This window comes from Vreelandella sp. DA03-1M (assembly GCF_055725665.1).
In genome coordinates, this window is the sequence record NZ_CM146798.1 from 3542473 (window position 1) to 3564596 (window position 22124).

Here is a 22124-nt window from a genome sequence, read left to right on the forward strand (position 1 = left end):
CCTAACCGCGTTCGATGGGAACATGAAATGAGCACAGCACTTGAACACCCGACCTACAACTACAAGGTAGTTCGGCAGTTCGCGATTATGACCGTTGTGTGGGGCATCGTGGGAATGACCGTTGGTGTCATCCTCGCCTCGCAACTGGTTTGGCCGCAACTGAACCTCGGCATACCTTGGACCAGCTTCGGGCGACTGCGTCCGTTACACACTAACGCCGTTATTTTCGCTTTTGGTGGCTCGGCGCTCTTTGCAACGTCCTATTACGTTGTCCAACGAACGTGCCAGACACGGCTATTCTCGGACAGGCTGGCGGCCTTTACGTTCTGGGGCTGGCAAGCCGTTATTATCTCAGCGATCGTGTCGCTCCCCATGGGCTACACCACGACCAAGGAGTACGCTGAGCTAGAGTGGCCGATCAATATATTGATTGCAGTCGTTTGGATCAGCTATGCCATCGTGTTCCTGATGACGATTAAAAAGCGCACCACGTCGCATATTTATGTGGCGAACTGGTTCTTTGCGGCGTTTATTTTAACCGTTGCAGTGTTGCATATCGTCAACAACGCGGCGATCCCGGTTACCCCGATGTACTCCACCTCGATCTACGCTGGTGCGGTGGATGCCATGGTGCAGTGGTGGTACGGCCATAACGCGGTAGGCTTTTTCCTGACCGCTGGCTTCCTGGGCATGATGTACTACTTCGTGCCGAAGCAGGCTGAGCGACCGATCTACTCTTACCGTCTTTCCATCGTCCACTTCTGGGCGCTGATCATGATTTACATGTGGGCAGGCCCGCACCACCTGCACTACACAGCGCTGCCGAACTGGGCACAGTCGCTGGGCATGATCATGTCGATCATCCTGTTGGCGCCCTCTTGGGGCGGCATGATCAACGGCATGATGACCCTGTCAGGCGCCTGGCATAAGCTACGCACAGATCCGACACTGCGCTTCTTGGTAGTGGCCCTATCGTTCTACGGCATGTCGACGTTTGAAGGCCCGATGATGGCCATTAAAACGGTCAACGCGCTGTCGCACTACACGGACTGGACCATTGGCCACGTTCACTCCGGCGCGCTCGGCTGGGTAGCGATGATCACTATCGGCTCGATGTACCACCTGATCCCGCGCGTATTTGGTCGCACTGAAATGCACTCCGTCAACCTGATTGCCGTGCACTTCTGGCTGGCCACTATTGGCACCGTGCTCTACATCGCCTCCATGTGGGTTAACGGCATTCTGCAAGGCCTGATGTGGCGTGCGATCAACCCTGACGGCACCCTGATGTACACCTTCGTTGAAGCCGTTGAAGCCAGCGCGCCGGGCTACTTTGTGCGCTTAATCGGCGGCCTCTTCTGGGTCACCGGCATGCTGATCATGGCATTCAACGTTTACATGACCGTTAAGCGTCGTGAGGCCATCAGCCATTCAGCGCCACAAGCTGCTTAAACCGGGGAAGTTGAGACCAATGAAACACGAGATTGTCGAAAAGAACGTTGGCCTGCTTGCCGTGTTGATCCTTGTCGTGATCAGTTTCGGCGGCTTGGCTGAGGTGGTGCCACTGTTTTTCCAGAAGCAGACCACCGAGCCGGTTGAAGGCCTGGAGCCGCTGTCTGCTCTGGAGCTGGAAGGCCGTGACATCTACCGCCGCGAGGGCTGCGTGGGCTGTCACTCGCAAATGGTGCGTCCGTTCCGCGCGGAGACCGAGCGCTACGGCCACTACAATGTGGCAGGTGAGCAGGTTTACGAGCACAACTTCCTATGGGGTTCCAAGCGTACCGGGCCAGATCTGGCGCGTGTTGGCGGCCGCTATAGCGACGACTGGCACCGTGCTCACCTCTACAATCCCCGAGATGTAGTCCCTGAATCGGTTATGCCGGCTTACCCCTGGCTGTTTGAAAATACCCTCGATGGTGACGCTACTCCCGCTAAAATGCGCACCCTGCGCCAGCTAGGCGTGCCGTACACCGACGAAGATATTGCCAACGCAACTGACGATGTTCGCGGTACTCAGGAAATCACTGCCCTGGTCGCGTACCTACAGCAGCTGGGAACCGTGCTCGAGGGCACTCGCTAAGTTATGGATACGGGAACTTTTCGCGGTCTCATCACGCTAATCTTGATTTTCGCGTTTATTGGCATCGCCCTCTGGGCGTACTCCAAGCGACGCAAGCCAGATTTCGACGAAGCGGCTAATTTGCCCTTTGCCGACGACGATGAGCTACCGACCAGTGACAAGCACGCTTCGCGTGAACGCGACAGCGAAGCGCATTCCCGCGACGACAGGGGAGATAAGAAGTTATGAACAATCTATGGGGTGACTCCCTATCCGGCTTCTGGAGCGCCTGGATCATTATCATTACGCTGGGCACGATCGCGCTGAGCGTATGGATACTACTGGCCAACCGCCGCACCGATAAAACGCCTGACGCGGACGGTAACGTTGAAACCACGGGCCATGCCGCCGATGGCATCGAAGAGTATGACAACCCACTGCCAAAGTGGTGGTTTCAGCTATTCGTCTTGACGGTGGTCTTTGCACTGGGCTACCTGGTGTTTTATCCCGGCTTGGGCAACTACGCGGGGATACTGGGCTGGTCGCAAGAGGGCCAGTGGGAAGAGGAAGTCGCTCAGGCCGAAGAGCGTTTCACACCGATTTTTGCCCAGTATCAGGAAGTGCCCATTCCTGAGCTTGCCGAAGATCCCGAGGCGATGCAGGTTGCTGAACGTATCTACCAAAACAACTGCGCGGTGTGTCACGGTTCCAACGCTCAGGGCGGTTACGGCTTCCCCAACCTGACCGACGACGACTGGCTGTACGGCGGAGAGCCCGACAATATCGTTCAAACGCTGACGAATGGCCGTAACGGTCTGATGCCTTCCTGGCAGCAGCTGGGGCAAAACAATATTGAGAACCTGTCTCAATACGTGCTCTCACTGTCTGATGAAGCGCATGACGAGGCACAAGCTGAACAGGGCGAAAGCACTTTCACAGCAGTCTGTGCGGCTTGCCACGGCCCAAGCGGCACGGGTAATACAGCCCTCGGCGCGCCTAACTTGACCGACAATACCTGGCTCTACTTGGCGCCCGGCCAAGAAGTAGGTGACTCCATCCGTCAAACGCTACGCAATGGCCGTAACGGTCATATGCCAGCGCAAGCGGCTTATATTGGTGAAGAGCGTGTTCACCTGGTCGCCGCCTACGTGTATAGCCTGCGCTTAGCGGACTGATTAACTGCTCAGCCATACTCGCCAAGAAAGGGTGCGGCCTCAAACCGCACCCTTTCTTTATGCACAACCCGATACAATATTGACCATGCACTCGCCTTCATGAGACTGGGGGTGCTACCTCTCCTGCCTTCTGAGCCGGGAATACCGCCATGGAAAAGATACCAACCCAAGACGTCACGCCGAATCCGGTGGGGCATCACACGCCTCCACAACAACCGGTTACTCAGGAAATGTACGCCAAACGGCGTCACATTTATGTGCGAGAAATTAAAGGTATTTTCCAGAAACTACGCCGCAGTACTAACTGGGCGTTAATGCTGATGTTTTTCCTATTGCCCTGGATCAATGTTGGCAACCGGCCCCTCATTCTGTTCGATCTGCCTAATCGCGAATTCCATATCTTTACCGCCACGTTCTATCCGCAGGAGTTCATACTGCTATCGTGGCTGTTGATCATTTGTGCTTTTGGGCTGTTTTTTATTACCGTTTTTGCGGGCCGGGTGTGGTGTGGTTATACCTGCCCGCAAAGCGTTTGGACCTTTCTGTTTATCTGGCTTGAACACCGCATCGAAGGCTCGCGCAATCGGCGTATCAAGCTCGACAATCAACCGATGACGGCGGATAAGGCTTGGCGAAAAACTGCTAAGCACACTGCTTGGCTATTGATAGCGCTCGCTACCGGCATCACCTTTGTGGGTTACTTCACGCCAATTCGTGATTTAGTGACAGAGCTCCCCACCCTTGAAGCCCATGGCTGGTCCTACTTCTGGGTGGGCTTTTTCCTGGTATTCACTTACCTGAACGCGGGTTGGCTGCGTGAACAGGTGTGCATTTATATGTGCCCCTATGCCCGTTTTCAATCGGTGATGTTTGACCGTGACACACTGATTGTCTCCTACGATGAGTCCCGTGGTGAACCCCGTGGCCATCGCCCTAAAAGCCTGAGCCATCTAGAGGCCCGTGAAGCAGGATACGGCGACTGTATCAATTGCGATCTTTGCGTTCAGGTATGCCCTACCGGTATCGATATCCGTGACGGACTGCAGTATGAGTGCATCACCTGCGCCGCCTGCATCGACGCCTGCGACAGCGTAATGGACAAAATGGGCTACCCGCGGGGGCTGATACGCTACACTACCGAAAACGCGCTTGAGGGCAAAAAGAGCCATATCATGCGCCCTCGCCTGCTAGGCTACTTTGCCGCATTGGTGCTAATGATAGGCACTTTTGCCTGGGCGATTAATGACCGCATGCCACTTAACTTTGACGCTGAGCGCGAGCGCACCCAACTTTACCAAACGACCCGCGACGGCCTGATTAGTAATGTGTTTACCCTGACCATTCGTAACCTTGATGACCAGGATCACACTTACCAGCTGAGCGTTTCCGGGCTGCCCAGTTTAGCCTTAGATAGCAATATGATTGACGTGCCTGCGGGTGAGTCGCGCTTAGAAGTCGTTACAGTGACCGCTAGCCCTGACGAACTACAGCAACCCAGTCACGACATTGTATTCACACTGCAGGCTCAGCAAGACGAACGTATTCGCCTTGAGCGGGATGCCCGCTTCCTGGGCGATATTAGGAGATAAACGACGATGTCATCCCTACCCTCTAGCGAGAAGGTGATCCCCTGGTACAAGCAGTTTTGGCCATGGTTTCTAATCGGCATTCTGCTCTCATCCATTATGTTCAGCATAACCTTTGCCGTTATGTCAGTTAAAAGTTTTGATGGCATGGTAGTGCAAGAGGATTACTACGAGCATGGCAAAGCCATTAATATGGTACTTGCCAAGCAGGAGCAGGCGCGCACTCTGAACTTAAGCGCCGAGCTACGTCTTGATCCGATGACCAGCGACATCGTGGTTGATTTAAGCGGCGATGCGCGTCCCGACAAGCTCTATCTGGACCTCATCTTCCCTACCGAGGATGACCGTGATCAATCGTTCATACTGGAGCATGTCCGTGACGGCCGCTATATCACCCAGGGCCCTGACAACCTGCGCTACCGCTGGTACCTACAGATTCAGCCCGCACTAGAAGATGCCGACTGGCGTCTGACGGGTGAAGCGACGTTCCCTAATGAAAATAGCGTCGCGCTATTGCCAGGAGGGCGTCCAGAAAGCGAATGAGCAACGCCGTGCCTGCCTCTGACTGCTACCACTGCGGTAACCCGGTGCCCGCTGCGGCACCCTGGACGATTACCCTGGATGACCACACCCACCCGCTCTGCTGCCCCGGCTGCGAAGCGGTGGCTCATGCCATTGTCGATGGCGGGCTAGAGAGCTACTACCGCTACCGAACCGAACTTCCCGAACGCCCCGATGAACGCCAAGCCGCCAAAGCGGACACGTGGTCGGTATTTGATGATCCCGGCCTGCAAGCGCAGTTTGTTCACCCTGATGGTGATGAGGGCAATGTCAAAGCTACCCTCGCCATCGAAGGCATTACCTGTGCCGCCTGTGCCTGGCTGATCGAACACCGTTTAAATGCCTTAACCGGCGTTGCCTCCAGCGCGGTGAATTTAACTCACCACCGTCTGCGGGTGAGCTGGGATCCCCAGCAGTTAAAACTCTCACAACTGCTGGCCGAACTTGCCGCCATTGGCTACGACGCCCAGCCCTACGAGCCAGACCAGGCTCAGACGCGCATGCAGCACGAAGAGCGTATGAACGTGCGTCGGCTAATCATCGCCGCTGTCGGCATGATGCAGGTGATGATGTTCTCTATCCCAATCTATGTCTCCGGCCCCGGTGAAATCAGCGACGACTTCTACGCGCTGTTTCACTGGCTCTCCTTTGCCCTAGCCACGCCGGTGGTGTTTTTTTCCGCCCAGCCGTTTTTCCGCAACGCCCTGCGCGACCTGCGCACTGGCGTACTGGGTATGGACGTACCGGTCTCGTTAGCCATTGGTGGCGCTTATCTTGCCAGCAGCTATGCCGTGCTATTCAACGTCGGCGAGGTCTATTTTGACTCGGTAGCCATGTTCACCTTCTTTTTACTGTTTGGCCGCTACGTGGAAGGCCGTGCCAGACGCCGCAGCGGGCATAGCGGCAATGCACTGAGCGGCGTACTGCCGATTTCAGCCACGCGGTTAGAAAGCGATGGCAGCGAACGTATTCTGCCCGCCAGCGAACTTTCCTCCGGTGATCGCGTATTGATCAAGCCCGGCCATGGCGTGCCCGCCGATGGCATCATCGAGGAGGGCGAATCGAGCCTGGATGAATCCATGCTGACCGGCGAATACCTGCCGGTCACCCGCCGGGTGGGCGACCGCATTATCGGCGGTAGCCAGAACATGGAAAATCCGCTGGTAATCCGTGTTACCCACGCCGGCCGCGATGCCCGTGTGGCGGGCATTGTCGATCTCACCGACCGCGCCTTTGCCAGCCGTCCGCGGCTGGCCCAGATGGCAGCACGCATGGCCCACCTATTTGTGCTCCGCCTGTTAGTGGTAACCGCCTGCGTCACCATCGCCTGGTGGTTTATCGACCCCTCGCGGATGCTCTGGGTACTGCTTTCGGTGCTGGTCGTGACCTGCCCTTGTGCGCTGGCGCTGGCCACCCCCGCGGCCCTGACCGCAGGCCATGGTCAACTGCGCAAGCGCGGCGTGTTGATCACCCGTGCCGATGCCATGGAGACGCTCTCCAACGTAACCCGAGTAATCTTTGACAAAACCGGCACGCTAACCCGCGGCGAAATGCACCTGACCCAAACCCAGCCGTTTGGCGAATTGACCGCCGAGCACGCCCAGGCAATTGCCGCTGCGCTTGAAGCCCAGTCAGAACATCCTATCGCCCGCGCCTTTCGTCCGTTTCGGGATGCAACGCTTCAGGCAAAAGATATTCATAGCCATACCGGTCAAGGACTAGAGGGCACGCTAAACGGCGCGCGCTGGAAGCTGGGCAAACCAGAATTTGCCGCTGGAGAAGCCATTTCGGCACCCGCCAGGGGCCAATGGCTGCTGCTGAGCGAAAACGGCGAACCCCGTGCCTGGTTTGGTCTGCATGATGGTATTCGTGATGACGCTGCTGCCACGATCAAAGCCCTTCAGGGCCAGGGGCTAACCGTGGAGCTGCTCTCCGGTGATACCGTCGATGCCGTTGAGAGCCTGGCTAACCAGCTCAACATTACTACTTGGCATGCGGGTACCAGCCCCGAAGGCAAACTGGCCAGGATGAAAGAGCTTCAAGCCGCTGGCGAAACCGTGGTAATGATTGGTGACGGCATCAACGACGTACCGGTGCTAGCCGGTGCTGATGTGGCAATTGCCATGAATGGCGCGACGGATCTCGCCCGTACCCGCGCCGACGCGGTGCTGCTCAGCCCACGCCTGATGCGGATTTTTGAGGCTATCGAGATTTCCCGCGCGACCCGGCGTATCATGCGCCAGAACATGATCTGGTCAGTATGTTACAACTTTTCGGCGCTGCCGCTGGCGGCAATGGGGCTGGTGCCGCCCTGGCTGGCGGCTATTGGTATGTCGCTCAGCTCGCTAGTGGTGGTGGGTAACGCGCTGCGGCTGTCACGCTGGCGTACGACGCCGCCCGCTTCTTCGCCAAGCGCTTCAACACCGGTAACCGCATGACGATTCTGTATCTACTCATTCCGCTTTCACTGATTCTGCTGGGCCTCGCCGTCTGGGCATTTTTCTGGGCGGTGAAAAATGATCAGTTCGACGACTTGGAAGGCCCGGCGCACCGCATTTTGTTTGATGAAGATGAGAATGACCTCAACCCCGAACAGCGACGCCAGCGGCAGCAGACCAAGCACCGCCCTGCTGCCCCCTCCGACACACACTCACCCGACGACCAAGAGCCCCGGCCATGAATCCAACCGGCCTTGACCTGCCGCCACTGCTGGCGGCGTTCGTGTTTGGTTTGATGGGCGGCGCCCATTGCATTGGCATGTGTGGTGGCATTATGAGCGCGCTCACTTTTGCAGTGCCCCCCAGCATGCGTCATCCGGCGCGTATGGGTGGCTTGCTGCTCAGCTATAACGCAGGTCGCATCATTAGCTACATGAGCGCAGGCGCGCTGGTAGCCCTACTAGGCACGCTATTTTCCCTCTCTGCCACGGCGCGAATGCTGCTACAAGTGTTTGCGGCGCTGATGCTGATCCTGATGGCGCTGTATATCGCCAATTGGTGGAAAGGGCTGCTTAAAGTTGAAGCGATAGGCCGCCGCCTATGGCGCTTTATCGAGCCGGTAGGGCGACGTTTAATGCCCGTAGTTCATTTACCCCAAGCCTTTGCGCTGGGGGCGATATGGGGTTGGCTGCCCTGTGGGCTGGTCTACTCCATGCTGGCCTGGAGCTTAGCGATTGCCGACCCGCTCCAGGGCGCACTATTGATGGGCGCCTTTGGACTGGGCACGCTGCCTGCGCTGCTGGCCACCGGGCTTGCCGCGCGCCAGTTAAGCCACCTGATTCGTCACCCGGCAACGCGCAGCGTGGCCGCGCTGACGATCATTGCTTTTGCGCTGTGGCAGCTGTGGACACTCACAGCACACAATCTTCATTAACATGACATGGCTCAATATTTATATCGGCGCCGCGCGTTAGGCTGGCATCAAAGCTTTAACGCCACTTTTAACGCCGGAGCGTCACTTCATGCCCGTTCATGCCCTCGCGGCTTCTTCTACGATGACTTCAACCATGGCCGGGGCAGCACCGGAGCAGAAAAAATGGGATGAAGCCTTACTGCGCCGTTACGACACCAGCGGCCCGCGCTATACGTCCTACCCCACGGCGTTGTCGTTTCACGACCAATTTACCCCGAGCGATTTGACTCAGGCGTTAGAGCGCAGCAATGCCAGCCAACGTCCTCTTTCGCTGTATGTGCATATCCCCTTCTGCCGCAAAATTTGCTTTTACTGCGCGTGTAATAAAATCGCCACCAAGAACACCGCCCTGGCCGAGCCGTACCTATCCCGGCTTGACCGTGAAATGGTGCTGACCGCTCGCCACCTGGATACCACACGACCGGTGAAGCAGTTGCACTGGGGTGGCGGAACACCGACGTTTCTTAACTTGAACCAGATGGGCGACTTGATTGATCGCCTGGACGCGCGCTTTGGTCTCTCGTCCGCGTCTGATCGCGATTACGCGATTGAAATCGACCCACGCGAAGCGGACGTATTTACGCTGCGCCACCTGCAGTCGCTCGGTTTCAATCGCATCAGTTTAGGCGTGCAGGACTTAAGCCCGCTGGTGCAGAAAGCCATTAACCGTATTCAGCCACGGGTACTCACCGAGACGCTGATGGATGAAGCACACCGGCTGGGCTTTCGTTCGCTCAATCTCGATTTAATATACGGCTTGCCCTTTCAGACTGAAAAAAGCTTTGCAGACACCCTGCGCCAAGTGATCGAGTTAAATCCCGCACGGCTTTCTGTGTTTAACTACGCCCACATGCCCGAGCGCTTTGCCCCCCAGCGGCGGATTAACATCGATGACCTGCCGGGCAGCGAAGAGAAGCTGGCGATTCTGCGCACCACGATTGAGATGCTCACCGCGGCCGGTTATGTGCACATCGGCATGGATCACTTTGCTCGTCCTGATGACAGCTTGGCGATCGCCCAGCGCGAAGGCTCGCTCCAGCGCAACTTTCAAGGCTACTCCAGTCACGCCCAGTGCGACTTAATCGGGCTTGGCGTGTCGGCGATTTCTCGCGTCGATGACGTCTATGCACAGAACCCTAGCGATCTGGCCCGCTATGAAGCAGCGCTGGATCAAGGCCAATTGGCAACCGTACGTGGGCTGCGCTTAAGTGACGATGACCTGATCCGCCGGGACGTTATTGAGCGACTAATGTGTGATATGCGCATTGATCTGGCCGCCATCGGTCAACGCTGGAACATTGATGCCCCGCGTTACTTTGCGCAAGCGCTTGAGCACTTACAGGGCGCCGAGCGAGATGGCCTGCTGACGCGCAGCGGCGACCAGCTTAGCGCGACGCCCATGGGACGGCTGCTGATTCGTCACTTAGCCATGGCGTTTGATGCTCACCTGCCGCAGCAATCAGGCAAGCACTACTCAAAGATTGTGTAAACAAGCTATCGCTAACGAAATGAAGCTTCCATACTAAGAGAAGCCTACCTCAGCACGGCGTAATGATTACCTGCCACTCACGACGCTACTCAAGGAGTTATGCATGTTGGAACCCATGAGCCGCCGACGCTCGCTACTCCATGAAGCTCGCTGCCAAACCTGCAGCTTGAGCTCACTATGCTTGCCACTTGCCCTTGAGATAGACGATATGGGCCAGTTCGATGCCATTATTCGTCGTCGCGCACCGCTGAAAAAAGGCGAGCCACTATTTCGCCAAGGCGATACTTTTACCAGCGTTTATGCGGTACGTTCGGGCAGTTTGAAACAAGTCACATCAGAGGGAAACGGCAGCGAACAACTGACCAATTTCTACCTCCCCAGCGAACTAGTGGGGTTGGACGGGATCGATGAAGAGCACTACCCAGGGAGTGTAATTGCCTTGGAAACGACCACCGTTTGCGAGATTCCCTTTGATCGCTTGGACTCACTCTCTGAGGAGTTGCCCGAACTGCGTGGCCAGCTGTATCGCAGCATGAGCAAAGAGTTGCGCGACGACCGGCGCATGATGCGCCTGCTGTCACGTAAAACCGCCGACCAGCGGCTGGCGAGCTTTTTAATCACGCTTTCAGATCGTTTTCGTCGCCGTGGCTACTCGCCCTACAGTTTCCGCCTTTCCATGCCCAGGGCCGATATCGGCAACTATTTGGGTTTAGCGGTGGAAACCGTCAGCCGGATTTTAAGCCGCTTCCAGCAGCAGAGCGTAGTGGCGGTATCCGGGCGAGAGGTCAATATTCTTGATATGCAGCGCTTAATCACCCTCGCCGAAGAGGAGCAAAACGCTAGCTGACGTTAAATGCCTGGATACGCCCGGCCAGTAGTTCTGCCTGTTTGGCTTCTAGCCCTTCAAAATCAAAGAGATTGCGATCCGCTAGCTGGGAAGGCGCAATATTGGTAACGGCTTTAAACATGCTTTCCAGGCGACCGGGGAATTTTTTGTCCCACTCGGCGAGCATCTCTTTGACGACCTGACGCTGCATATTGGGCTGCGAACCGCATAGATTGCAGGGAATAATCGGGAATTCCATCAGCCGTGAAAACTCGGCAATATCTGCCTCTTTACAGTAAGCCAACGGCCGAATGACGATATTTTTACCATCATCAGAAAGTAGCTTAGGCGGCATCGCTTTTAAGTTGCCGCCAAAGAACATATTGAGAAACAGGGTTTCAAGGATGTCTTCACGGTGGTGGCCCAGGGCAATTTTATTGGCGCCAATCTCTTCGGCAAAGCCATACAGCGAACCGCGGCGCAGGCGTGAACAGAGCGCGCAAGTCGTTTTACCTTCTGGCGTTTTTTCTTTCACCACCGAATAAGTATCACGCTCGACAATGTGATATTCCACGCCCTGCTTATCCAGATACGCAGGCAGCACATGCTCGGGAAAACCGGGCTGTTTTTGATCCAGATTGACCGCTACCAGTGAGAAATTGACCGGCGCGTTGCGCTGCAAGTTGCGCAAAATCTCCAGCATTGTATAGCTGTCTTTGCCGCCGGAAAGGCAGACCATCACACGGTCGCCTTCATTGATCATCTGGTAATCAATAATCGCATTGCCCACTTCTCGGCGCAGGCGCTTTTGCAGCTTGTTAAATTCACGTTTCTGCTTAGCATCAGCCAGCTCTGACTGGCCATGATCAACATCAGTGAGGTCGGCTCCAAGGGAAGCAGGGTCAAAATGATCAAGAGGTTGCATGGTATAAGCACTGCCGAGGGTGGAAGGCATTCAAGAAAAAGTGGCTACTATTCTAACAACACTCACCGCCCTGACCCAACTACTCGTATACAGACCTATTACTAAGCAGCCTCTGCCATAATGCGCTGCAGGCGCATATAGAGCAGCGCGCTGGAAGTGGCCTCACCTAACACACCCTGCATTCCCATCGCGGGTACTTGCCAGCACGCCAGCGCTTGGGCAAAGCTACTGGGTGCCTCTATCTCCGGATGCAAGCGCCGCAGCTGGCGCTGATGCAGCTTTTCTACGTCGACCTGGGCATTGGGCAGTGCGAAATCCAACCGCTTTCTCAGCAACGCATTTAACGCCCCAATCCGCTGGTCTAACTGCCAGCCGACAATAGGGCGATTGCCAATAAACTCTACTAACGCATTTAAATTGTCGCGGTTTGGCGCTGCCACCTCCCCTGCCTGACACAGCAGGTGATGGCGACGCAGCGATGCATGGTCAGCCTGCCCCGGTGCGCCTAACGTCAGCACAAAAGCACGGCTGGTACGCACCTGCTGTTGGCTAAGCACCACGGCGGCCAAACTGATCACAGGTGACGTCGGCATAGGCGTTGATGTGCAGGCAAGCGCTACCAGTTCTTCGCCCATATAGGGCTGAAAAAGCCAGGCATAGGGAGAATCAGCACAACGTCGCCGGTCGCTTTCGCGACGCAGCAAGGTACGTAAGGAACCGCTAAAGAGTGCCACGTGTCGATCTAACAGCCGCATTCCGCTCACGAATACTCCAGATGATAACGATGGGAAAGCCGCTGCTTAAAGTCTTTCACAATATGCAGTGCTTCACGCAATAGGTCGCGTTCTAGCGAAGAGAGGCTTTGCACCACGACACGATTAGTGCGGTTCGCCTCTTGCGATGTGCTACTTGCCTCTAGGGCAGTGAGCTGCTGTTTGAGACGCAACTCGGAAAACAGCGCCAGTGCTTCGCCCAGATCGTCGGCGAACCGGCGATCCAAGCGGCCATCGGCGGCCAGCGCGTCTAAACGATCCAGTGTTGAGGTCGCTTTGATTCGTCGCTCCAGCGCCATGGTGCGCACGCCGTGAACAATGGGGAAAATGCCGCCTTTCTTGATATCGATACCGTGCTGAGGCTTTTTCAGCGAGCCAAACAGCGTCAGCGGTGTGGAAAAGCGTAGCGCCGTGCGAGCAAAGTACGAAAGCAGCAGCTCGTCACGAGAACAGCATTCAAATAGCTCTTCTCGTACGCTCTCAAGCAGACTGGGGTTACCGGCCACGGCATGAGCATCAAGCATAATCGCCAGTTTCATCAGGCTGTCGCCATCCCGCTCGCTGGCCCATTTGGCAATATTGCTCTTCCACTGCGACACTGTGGCCACCCACTCAGGGTTTGAAACCATAATATTGCCGGGGCACGGCGGGTAGCCAAGCTGGATTAAGGTATCAGTGAGCGTTTGCATGTGGCTCATAAGATCTGGCCACTGCGCATCGTCGGCTAAAATCAAGCCATTATCTTGATCGGTTTTTAGTATTTGTTCGCCGCGCCCTTCGCTACCCATCACCATCATGCAGCTCTGTTCGCGGTACTTCTCAGCAATAGTGAATTCCCACGCCTTGCTCATGATACGGCCATTCAGCGCGGCGAGTAGATCCATCGCAAAGCGTAGCTTTACGCCTTGAGCCATCAGCGCCTTCACCAGCTCCGGTGTGCGCTGGCTAGCCGCCGACAGTGCTTCCAAACTGCCCGCCTGTTCGACTTGTAGACTCACCACGTAGCTGCGACTGGAGAAATAGCTAAGTACGTCGGTGAGTTCGACGACGCCTTTGAGAACGTTTTGCTCCAGCACCACTACCCGCGTCACTTTATGCCGCGTCATCAGTACCAGCACTTCAAACAAGTATTGATCCGGCGCGACGGTGACCAGATTAAAATGGGCGATCTCATCAAGCGGCGATGACACTTCGCTACCACCCAATACCAACCCATTGAGCAGGTCGGTTTTCGTCACCATGCCTAGCTTGCCTTGAGTCTCTACTAGCAGGCTGTCGGCGTGGCTGTCGTTGAGCTGCTTCACCGCGCTGGCAATATCAGTAGCCGCCGCCATTAACAGCGGCGCACGCATACATTCGCTTACCTTGGCCAACATAAAACCCGCCATGGTGACGCCACCTTCGGCACGCTTTTCAGTCAGTAAGCGTGCTTTATGCGTCAGCGATTGGCGAAAGAAATTACTGAAATCCGGGTAATGACGGCACAGCTGCTGAAACAACGCTTTGGGCAGTAGGTAACACAAGCACTCCTGCTCGGCCTTAAAACGATAGCGGCTTTTACCATTGAGAATGCTGATCGCGCCAAATAGGTCCCCGGCCGTGTAATGGCCAATACGCGAGGTAGACGAGGGCAGCGTGGGGTCGATTTCTGCCACTTCACCTTTATGTATCAGGTAAACAAACTCGCCCGCCTGCCCGGTCTCTAGAATTATTTCGTCGCGGTCAAAATACGCAAGGTCAATGCCGCGACGAATATGGTCACGACCTTCATCGTCAAGAAGCGTGAACGGCAGCTGGGATAGATCCACATCGACCATTGTGCATGACCTCATTCAACTAAAGGCGAACTAGAAAATAAAGTAAATAAGCACTCCGCCCGACATTGATCCACATCAAAGGAGTCTTTCCAACGCTTCAAAAGCTGTAATCGATTATTATGTGAAGGTGGAGGTACGGGTATAAAGGATTCACTTCCCAACTAGCAAGTATAACGTCGTTATACCTTTAGCTATCACGCTAAGGTCGAAGCGACTTTTGATCCGCGACCAAAGTCTCAATACCTACTAATCACGATTAGCCTTAAAATGCTCTCCATGTATTTAAAGTAGCCAATAACCACTTATATTTGCTCACTAGACTATCGTCCTATAGCTCTGCAAACGCCTGCAAACTTCGCTTAAAAAGCAGCTAAAAACTCGTATTTTCAATCACATGCAAAACCAAAAGAGCACTTTAGCTGTTTATTGATACCAAAGTCTGGGATTTATTTTTTTGTGTTTATTGCCCAGTATTAACAATGAGTCATGCAGGGTAATCGCACGTCACTTACTAACTCGAAAGTCTATATCGAATAATAAGGTGACGTGCTGACGAAAGCTGGCTCACCACTCCTTACGATTGAGTGGCTTTCGACGTGCGATTGCCCTGATGGGTCACACGCTATTCCTCGTGAACTTTCCCAACCTTAAAAATCACAAGTGGAGAGCAACACAATGGCAGACGACAAAACTAATGCTGCTGAATACTGGAAAGCTAACGTCCGCTTAATTTTCGGATGCCTAGCTGTTTGGGCATTTGTTTCTTACGGATGCGCTATCCTGTTTCGCCCACTGCTCGCCGGTATTCCGGTCGGCGGCACCGATCTTGGCTTCTGGTTTGCACAACAGGGCTCCATTTTAACGTTTATCGTGCTGATCTTCTTCTATGCCTGGAAGATGAATAAGCTCGATCAAAAATTTGGACTTGGGGAGTAAGCCGGTATGAGCCAGTTTGCAATTAACCTACTGTTCGTAGGCTCCTCCTTTGCCCTCTATATCGGCATTGCGATTTGGGCACGAGCAGGCTCGACGAAAGACTTCTACGTCGCGGGCGGCGGCGTTCACCCAATCACCAACGGGATGGCAACCGCGGCTGACTGGATGTCAGCGGCGTCGTTTATCTCAATGGCGGGCCTGCTGGCCTCCGGTGGCTACGCTAACTCCACCTTCCTAATGGGCTGGACCGGTGGCTACGTTATCCTTGCGATGCTGTTAGCTCCTTACCTGCGTAAGTTTGGTAAGTTCACCGTGCCTGACTTCATTGGTGACCGCTTCTACAGCAACACCGCTCGCCTCGTGGCGATTGTGTGTTTGATTGTAGCGTCAGTCACTTACGTTATCGGTCAGATGACCGGTGCGGGCGTGGCGTTCTCACGCTTCCTCGAAGTCAGCAACACTTGGGGTATCTGGCTAGCTGCGTTGATTGTATTCCTCTATGCCGTATTCGGCGGCATGAAAGGCATCACTTATACCCAGGTAGCGCAGTACATTGTTCTGATCATCGCTTACACCATTCCTGCGGTGTTTATTGCCTTCCAACTGACCGGCAACCCGATCCCGATGTTCGGCATGTTCAGCACGCACACTGAATCCGGTATACCGCTGCTGGAAAAACTGGATGATGTGGTCAGTGCGCTTGGTTTCCAGGACTACACCGCCGATGTAGACAACAAACTCAACATGGTGCTGTTCACGCTGTCGTTGATGGTCGGTACCGCCGGTCTGCCACACGTTATCATTCGCTTTTTCACCGTACCGAAAGTGGCTGACGCACGCTGGTCTGCCGGTTGGGCGCTGGTGTTCATCGCACTGCTTTACCTCACCGCACCAGCGGTAGGCTCCATGGCACGCTTGAACCTGATGACCACGGTCTACCCAGAAATGGCTGGCCAAACCGAAAACTACGAAGAAGCAGCAAGCAATCCGATCCTGTACGAAGAGCGTCCTGACTGGTTCCGCACCTGGGAAGAGACAGGCCTGATCAACTTTACAGATACCAACGAAGACGGCCGTATTCAGTTCTACAATGATGCAACTGACTACACCGACCGTGGCTGGGAAGGCAACGAGCTAACCGTTAATAACGACATCCTGGTACTCGCCAACCCGGAAATTGCCAACTTGCCCGGCTGGGTCATTGGCCTGATCGCAGCAGGCGGTATCGCGGCAGCACTCTCTACCGCAGCAGGTTTGCTCCTAGCGATCTCGTCGGCGATCAGTCACGATTTGATCAAGACCATGATCAATCCGAAGATTTCCGAGAAAGGCGAAATGTTAGCGGCTCGAATCTCCATGGGCGGCGCGATTCTACTGGCTACCTATTTGGGGCTTAACCCCCCCGGATTTGCGGCACAAACGGTAGCGTTGGCCTTTGGTATCGCCGGTGCATCGCTATTCCCTGCGCTGATGATGGGTATCTTCTCCAAGCGGATGAACAGCCCAGGCGCCGTTGCTGGCATGCTGGCGGGCTTGATTTGCACCCTGCTGTACATCTTCACCTATCTAGGCTGGTTCTTTGTGCCGGGCACCAACATGCTGGCCAACACGCCGGATAACTGGATCTTGGGCATCTCGCCGCTCTCCTTCGGTGCGGTGGGCGCGATGATCAACTTCGCAGTTGCCTTTGCAGTTTCCAGAGTGACCGCGGCACCGCCGCAGGAAATTCAGGATCTGGTGGAAAGCGTTCGCTATCCGAAAGGTGCTGGTATGGCGGTAGATCACTAAGTCATACTCCTTCCTAACGCGTTATCGCAATACAGCGATAACGCTTTGGAATCGACCTCACCATCGGGCTTCCTAACGGAGGCCCGATGGCTTTTATAGATAGCTCTTATAGACGGCTTTTTGAAAGGATATTTTATGATATGGCATTTGATCGCCGCCGTTTTTGCAGGCCTTGCGGCCGCCGGTATTGGCCTGATACTACGCAAGCTGAGCGGCAAACGTCTGCCCAAGTGGATCGTACCGGTGTTTGGCGCGCTGGGTATGCTGGGCTACCAAGTTCAGGTGGAGTACAGCTGGTTTGAACACAAGCAGGCGCAGCTTCCCGAGACTGCGACGGTTATTTCAACCGAAAGCACCACCGCCGTATGGCGTCCCTGGACCTTTGCCTTCCCGATGACCACCAAGTTCAGCATGGTGGATAGTGAAAGTATTCGTTTCAGTGAGCAGGATGGCACCCGCTTAGCAGAATTTATTCTTTATCAGTTTGAGCGTCACCACACCGACATATTGATTACCCAGCCTTATCTACTCAATTGTGAGAGCCGTGAGCTAGTGCCCTTAGATCAAGACTCCCGCGACCCTATCCTTGAAGAGATACGCACGCTACGCGAAACATCCCCGCTACTCAGCAACGTATGTGCATAGGTAAAGGAAGCCGAAGCAGCCACATGCCTAAAGATAACAACGAGCCTAAGTAGTGGTCGTACATGGGACCCCATTTCGCCTAGAATGAAGCCTTTTTTTATTAGCGCACATATAAGTGGGTCGCACACTCTGGTGGGGAGAAAGGCATGTTTCACGGCGGGCTACTGGTCGCGGTATCGCTACTCTATATTGCCGTTCTATTCGGCATTGCTTGGTACGGTGACCGCCGTGCGCGTACCCACGGAGCCACCCGACGGCGTCCGATCATCTATAGTCTGGCGCTGGCCATTTACTGCACCTCGTGGACGTTTTACGGCGCGGTTGGCCAAGCGGCGACGGCGGGCTGGTCGTTTGCAAGTATCTTCGTCGGCCCGATACTGACGTTTTTACTGTTCTGGCCGGTGTTGGCCAAAATGATCCGTGTCGCTAAACACCAAAACGTTACTTCGATTGCCGATTTTATTGCCTCCCGTTACGGCAAAACCCAGTCGCTGGCCGCCTTTGCCAGCCTGGTCGCCCTTGTCGGCACCCTGCCTTACATCGCGCTACAGCTAAAAGCAGTTTCTACAACCTTCAGTGTGCTCACCGACGCCTCCGATGTGACCCATACGCCGCTGTTTGGCGATACGGCCTTCTACGTAGCCATTGTAATGGCCATCTTCGCGATTCTATTCGGCACCCGGCATACCGATGCCACCGAACACCACGAAGGCTTGATCCACGCCGTGGCGTTTGAATCGCTGGTCAAACTGTTGGCCTTTGTGGTGCTTGGTGTCTTTGTTACCTGGGGAATGTTCGATGGCCTGGGTGAGCTGATGGGCCACGCCGAAAGCCAGCTTGAACTCCAGCGCCAGCTCGCCAATCAGGATTTTGGCCAGAGCTTCTGGGCGCAAACCTTGCTCGCCATGCTGGCGATCCTGTGCCTTCCGCGCCAGTTTCATGTGGCGGTGGTCGAGAACATTCACCCTGATGACGCCAGCAAAGCCCGCTGGCTGTTCCCGCTCTACCTGTTGGCGATTGCGTTCTTTGTGGTGCCCCTGGCCGCCGCCGGGCTGCTGCTGTTTTCCGAAAGCGGCGTGGAACCCGATACCTACGTGCTGGCGCTATCCATGGCCTCGGGCCAACAGTGGCTGACGCTGCTTACCTTTATCGGCGGTTTCTCGGCAGCCACCGGCATGGTTATTGTGGCCGCCGTGGCGGTGTCGATCATGATCTCCAACGAGATTGTTATTCCAGCACTGTTCCGGCTGCGCTGGTTTGATACCAAAGCGCGGGATTATGGCCGCCTGGTACTGCGTGCGCGGCGATTGACCATTGTGGCCGTACTGGCCATGGCCTACGGCTTCTACCAACTGATTGCTGAATTTACCTCGCTGGCCTCGATCGGCATGCTGTCGTTTGCCGCCGCTGCGCAGTTTGCCCCCGCGGTGATTGGTGGGCTTTACTGGAAGCGCGGCAATCGCCTCGGGGTTATTGTCGGCATGAACGCTGGCTTTGCCATCTGGGTATATAGCCTGTTAATGCCCGCCATGATCAATGCCGGTGTGCTTCCGACAATATGGCTAGAGGGCGGCCCGCTGGGGCTTAACTGGTTATCACCCACGGCGCTGTTTGGGCTCAACTTGGGCGACAGCTTTACCCACGGCGTCATGCTCTCACTCGGGGTCAACCTGTTCTGCTATATCTTTGTTTCCCAGGTCACTTCGCAGCGGGTGGTTGAGCGTATTCAGGCCTCGCTGTTCGTGGATAGCGTGGAAACACGCCAGACATCGGTCAACCGCCCCTGGACGGGCGCGACGACCGTGGGCGATTTAAAAGTGCTTTGCGAGCGCTTCCTCGGTGCCGGCCAAGTGGATCGCGCCTTTGAAGATTACGCCCGTCGTGCGGGCAAGCCCCTGGACAACGGCACCCGCGCCTCAATCGATATTATCCAGTTTACTGAACGCTTTCTGGCCTCGGTGCTGGGCGCTTCATCGGCACGTATCGTAGTTAACTCGGCGCTGCAGGGGCGCGGCATCGGCATCTCGGATGTGATATCGATTGTCGATGAAGCTTCCCAAGTGCTGGAGTTCAACCGGGCGCTGCTCCAAGCCACCATCGAGAACATCAACCAGGGCATCAGCGTGGTCGACCAGAACCTGCGCTTGGTGGTGTGGAACCAGCGTTACCTGGAGCTCTTCCGCTTCCCTGACCACTTGATTCGTGTTGGCGCGCCCATCGACCGCATCTTCCGCTACAACGCCCACAACGGCGAATATGGCCCGGGCGACCCGGAAGAGCACGTGCAACTACTGCTCGATAATATCCGCGAGGGCCAGCCCCACCGCTACGTGCGCTACCGCCAGGATGGTAGCGTGCTGGAAGTACAGGGCAACCCCATGCCCGGCGGCGGGTTTGTTTATACTTATCAGGATATTACCCAGCAAAAGCGGATCGAAGAGGCACTGATCCGCTCGGAAAACAATATCCGTATCTATACCGATAATGTGCCAGCGCTGATTGCCTACTTCGACAAAGAGTGCCGCTATTTATTTACCAACCGCGCCTATGAGCAAGCGTTCAACATTGACCGCAACGCCGTCATCGGCCGTCGTTTTGAAGACGTGCTGCCGGTCAAGCAAGCGGAAGAGCGCACACCATGGGTCGCCCGTGCGCTGAATGGCGAGCGGGTCAGCTTTGAAGTCTCGCTGCGGGTGAATGAGGCCATGCGCTATATGCTGGTCACGTATACGCCGCACTTTGGCGATAGCCAGGCGATTCTGGGATTTTTCGCGCTCTATCAGGATATTACCGAGCGCCGCCAGGCTGAAATTGCCCTGAAAGAGACCAACGAAACCCTTGAGGAGCGCGTGCGTGAACGTACTCAGGCGCTTTCTGAAGCCAACTCGGCGCTACGCCAGGAGAACCGGGTCCGCGCCGAGGCCGAGTTGGCGCTGCGTCAGGCCAAGCAGTTGGCGGAAGACGCCAACGCCTCCAAGACACGCTTTTTGGCCGCGGCCAGCCACGACTTGCTGCAGCCGCTTAACGCGGCACGGCTGTTTACCTCCGCACTGATGCAAAACGTTACCACCACCGATACCCAACGTATCGTCGGCCACATCGATAACTCGCTGCAAGCCGCTGAGGAGTTGCTCAGCACCCTGCTAGACATCTCCAAGCTGGACGCAGGCGCCCTGACGCCACGCCGCAGTCACTTTGCCCTGGCGGATATCGTTCGCCCGTTACGCGCCGAGTTTGAGGTGATGGCGGATGATCGCGGATTGGACTTAGAAGTGGTTCCGACCCAGCTGTGGGTCGACTCAGACCCGCAGATGCTGCGCCGAATCGTACAAAACTTCTTATCCAATGCGATTCGCTACACCCAAGAGGGACGCGTACTGCTGGGCTGCCGCCGTCATAATGGCTGGCTCTCGATTGAAGTGTGGGACAGCGGCCCCGGCATTCCCGAATCTAAGCTCACCGAAATTTTTCAGGAGTTTCGCCGTCTGGATCAGGTGTCACGCCATAAAGAGAGCGAGAAAGGCCTGGGGTTGGGGCTGTCGATTGCCGACCGCATGAGCCGTGTGCTGGATCACCCCATCAAAGTACGCTCGACAGTGGGCAAAGGCGCCGTTTTCTCGGTCAGCGTGCCGATCGTTACCGCTCGCGAGCCAAGCAATAGCGAGCTTGAACCTCAGGCACGGCGCGGCAGCCACAAGCTGAGCGGCACACGGATTGTGTGTATCGATAATGAAACGCTGATTTTGGAAGGCATGACCGCCATGCTAAGCGGCTGGGGCTGCGAAGTGTTTACGGCTACCAGTATCGGTGGGGCTAAATCGATTCTACGCAATATGGATGGCGACCCGGACGCTATTTTGGCGGACTATCACCTGGATAACGAAGTCACCGGTCTAATGGCGCTAGAAGCGCTCAGCGAGCGTTTTGAGGGGGCGGTACCGGGCATTGTCATCACCGCTGATCGTACCGAAGCGGTGGCTGAAGAGATCAAGCGGGCGGGCTATCAACTACTGCTGAAGCCCGTTAAACCCGCGGCGCTGCGGGCGCTATTGACGCGCACATTGCAGGCCAATCGCGCGGCGCGTTAAGCGCCGCGGTTCAGATGCTAATTACTTAGATGCTAAGTATTAAGA

General features: G+C 55.6%; 18 protein-coding genes. 15 read left to right on the forward strand and 3 right to left on the reverse strand.

Annotated elements, in window-relative coordinates; genetic code table 11:
• The first annotated feature begins 27 nt into the window (after positions 1-27).
• The 11 genes from ccoN to fnr all read left to right on the forward strand — a co-directional run bounded on the left by ccoN (position 28) and on the right by fnr (position 11128).
• Positions 28-1452, forward strand: a complete 1425-nt coding sequence (gene ccoN / locus ACXUPB_RS16565; protein ID WP_176302356.1) for a cytochrome-c oxidase, cbb3-type subunit I — start codon at positions 28-30, stop codon at positions 1450-1452.
• Positions 1453-1471: 19 nt separating this feature from the next.
• Positions 1472-2080, forward strand: a complete 609-nt coding sequence (gene ccoO / locus ACXUPB_RS16570) for a cytochrome-c oxidase, cbb3-type subunit II (RefSeq protein ID WP_088699417.1) — start codon at positions 1472-1474, stop codon at positions 2078-2080.
• A 3-nt stretch (positions 2081-2083) separates the two neighbouring features.
• Positions 2084-2308 carry a CcoQ/FixQ family Cbb3-type cytochrome c oxidase assembly chaperone gene (locus ACXUPB_RS16575; protein WP_035585415.1) on the forward strand — a complete coding sequence of 75 codons (225 nt, stop codon included), beginning with the start codon at positions 2084-2086 and terminating at the stop codon, positions 2306-2308.
• On the forward strand, positions 2305-3234 hold the full coding sequence (gene ccoP / locus ACXUPB_RS16580; protein WP_101147525.1) for a cytochrome-c oxidase, cbb3-type subunit III: 930 nt from the start codon (positions 2305-2307) through the stop codon (positions 3232-3234). The genes ACXUPB_RS16575 and ccoP overlap by 4 nt, the downstream gene beginning before the upstream one ends.
• Positions 3235-3383: 149 nt before the next feature.
• The gene (gene ccoG, locus ACXUPB_RS16585; RefSeq protein ID WP_101147526.1) at positions 3384-4823 is read left to right on the forward strand and encodes a cytochrome c oxidase accessory protein CcoG; all 1440 of its coding nucleotides are present in this window, start codon (positions 3384-3386) and stop codon (positions 4821-4823) included.
• A gap of 6 nt (positions 4824-4829) precedes the next feature.
• Positions 4830-5363: a FixH family protein gene (locus tag ACXUPB_RS16590; protein ID WP_101147527.1), complete on the forward strand. Its 534-nt coding sequence runs from the start codon at positions 4830-4832 to the stop codon at positions 5361-5363.
• A complete protein-coding gene (locus ACXUPB_RS16595; protein ID WP_472953508.1) occupies positions 5360-7819 on the forward strand; it encodes a heavy metal translocating P-type ATPase in 2460 nt (819 codons plus the stop codon). The genes ACXUPB_RS16590 and ACXUPB_RS16595 overlap by 4 nt, the downstream gene beginning before the upstream one ends.
• Positions 7816-8061, forward strand: a complete 246-nt coding sequence (gene ccoS / locus ACXUPB_RS16600) for a cbb3-type cytochrome oxidase assembly protein CcoS (protein WP_101147529.1) — start codon at positions 7816-7818, stop codon at positions 8059-8061. The genes ACXUPB_RS16595 and ccoS overlap by 4 nt, the downstream gene beginning before the upstream one ends.
• Complete coding sequence (locus ACXUPB_RS16605; protein WP_472953509.1) at positions 8058-8753, forward strand: sulfite exporter TauE/SafE family protein; 696 nt, start codon at positions 8058-8060, stop codon at positions 8751-8753. Before ccoS ends, ACXUPB_RS16605 begins: the two co-directional genes overlap by 4 nt.
• Before the next feature lie 88 nt (positions 8754-8841).
• Positions 8842-10281 carry an oxygen-independent coproporphyrinogen III oxidase gene (hemN, locus tag ACXUPB_RS16610; RefSeq protein WP_101147531.1) on the forward strand — a complete coding sequence of 480 codons (1440 nt, stop codon included), beginning with the start codon at positions 8842-8844 and terminating at the stop codon, positions 10279-10281.
• Positions 10282-10384: 103 nt separating this feature from the next.
• On the forward strand, positions 10385-11128 hold the full coding sequence (gene fnr, locus ACXUPB_RS16615; protein ID WP_281662210.1) for a fumarate/nitrate reduction transcriptional regulator Fnr: 744 nt from the start codon (positions 10385-10387) through the stop codon (positions 11126-11128).
• On the opposite strand, the gene ttcA is transcribed toward fnr, so the two are convergent.
• The 3 genes from ttcA to ACXUPB_RS16630 form a co-directional block, all read right to left on the reverse strand.
• On the reverse strand, positions 11121-12032 hold the full coding sequence (gene ttcA / locus ACXUPB_RS16620) for a tRNA 2-thiocytidine(32) synthetase TtcA (RefSeq protein WP_472953511.1): 912 nt from the start codon (positions 12030-12032) through the stop codon (positions 11121-11123). The two genes, fnr and ttcA, sit on opposite strands and share 8 nt — an antisense overlap.
• 101 nt (positions 12033-12133) lie before the next feature.
• Entirely contained in the window at positions 12134-12787 is a 654-nt protein-coding gene (locus ACXUPB_RS16625) for a 3'-5' exonuclease family protein (protein ID WP_281662222.1), read from the reverse strand.
• Between the two features lie 5 nt (positions 12788-12792).
• A complete protein-coding gene (locus ACXUPB_RS16630; protein WP_472953513.1) occupies positions 12793-14622 on the reverse strand; it encodes a DUF294 nucleotidyltransferase-like domain-containing protein in 1830 nt (609 codons plus the stop codon).
• Between the two features lie 675 nt (positions 14623-15297).
• On the opposite strand from ACXUPB_RS16630, the gene ACXUPB_RS16635 reads away from it, so the two are divergent.
• The 4 genes from ACXUPB_RS16635 (at position 15298) to ACXUPB_RS16650 (ending at position 22079) form a co-directional block, all read left to right on the forward strand.
• Positions 15298-15558, forward strand: a complete 261-nt coding sequence (locus ACXUPB_RS16635) for a DUF4212 domain-containing protein (protein ID WP_007113808.1) — start codon at positions 15298-15300, stop codon at positions 15556-15558.
• Positions 15559-15564: 6 nt separating this feature from the next.
• Positions 15565-17346: a sodium:solute symporter family protein gene (locus ACXUPB_RS16640; protein ID WP_472953515.1), complete on the forward strand. Its 1782-nt coding sequence runs from the start codon at positions 15565-15567 to the stop codon at positions 17344-17346.
• A 135-nt stretch (positions 17347-17481) separates the two neighbouring features.
• Positions 17482-17991, forward strand: a complete 510-nt coding sequence (locus ACXUPB_RS16645) for a hypothetical protein (protein WP_472953516.1) — start codon at positions 17482-17484, stop codon at positions 17989-17991.
• A gap of 146 nt (positions 17992-18137) precedes the next feature.
• Entirely contained in the window at positions 18138-22079 is a 3942-nt protein-coding gene (locus ACXUPB_RS16650; protein ID WP_339884055.1) for a hybrid sensor histidine kinase/response regulator, read from the forward strand.
• The last annotated feature ends 45 nt before the right edge of the window (positions 22080-22124 follow it).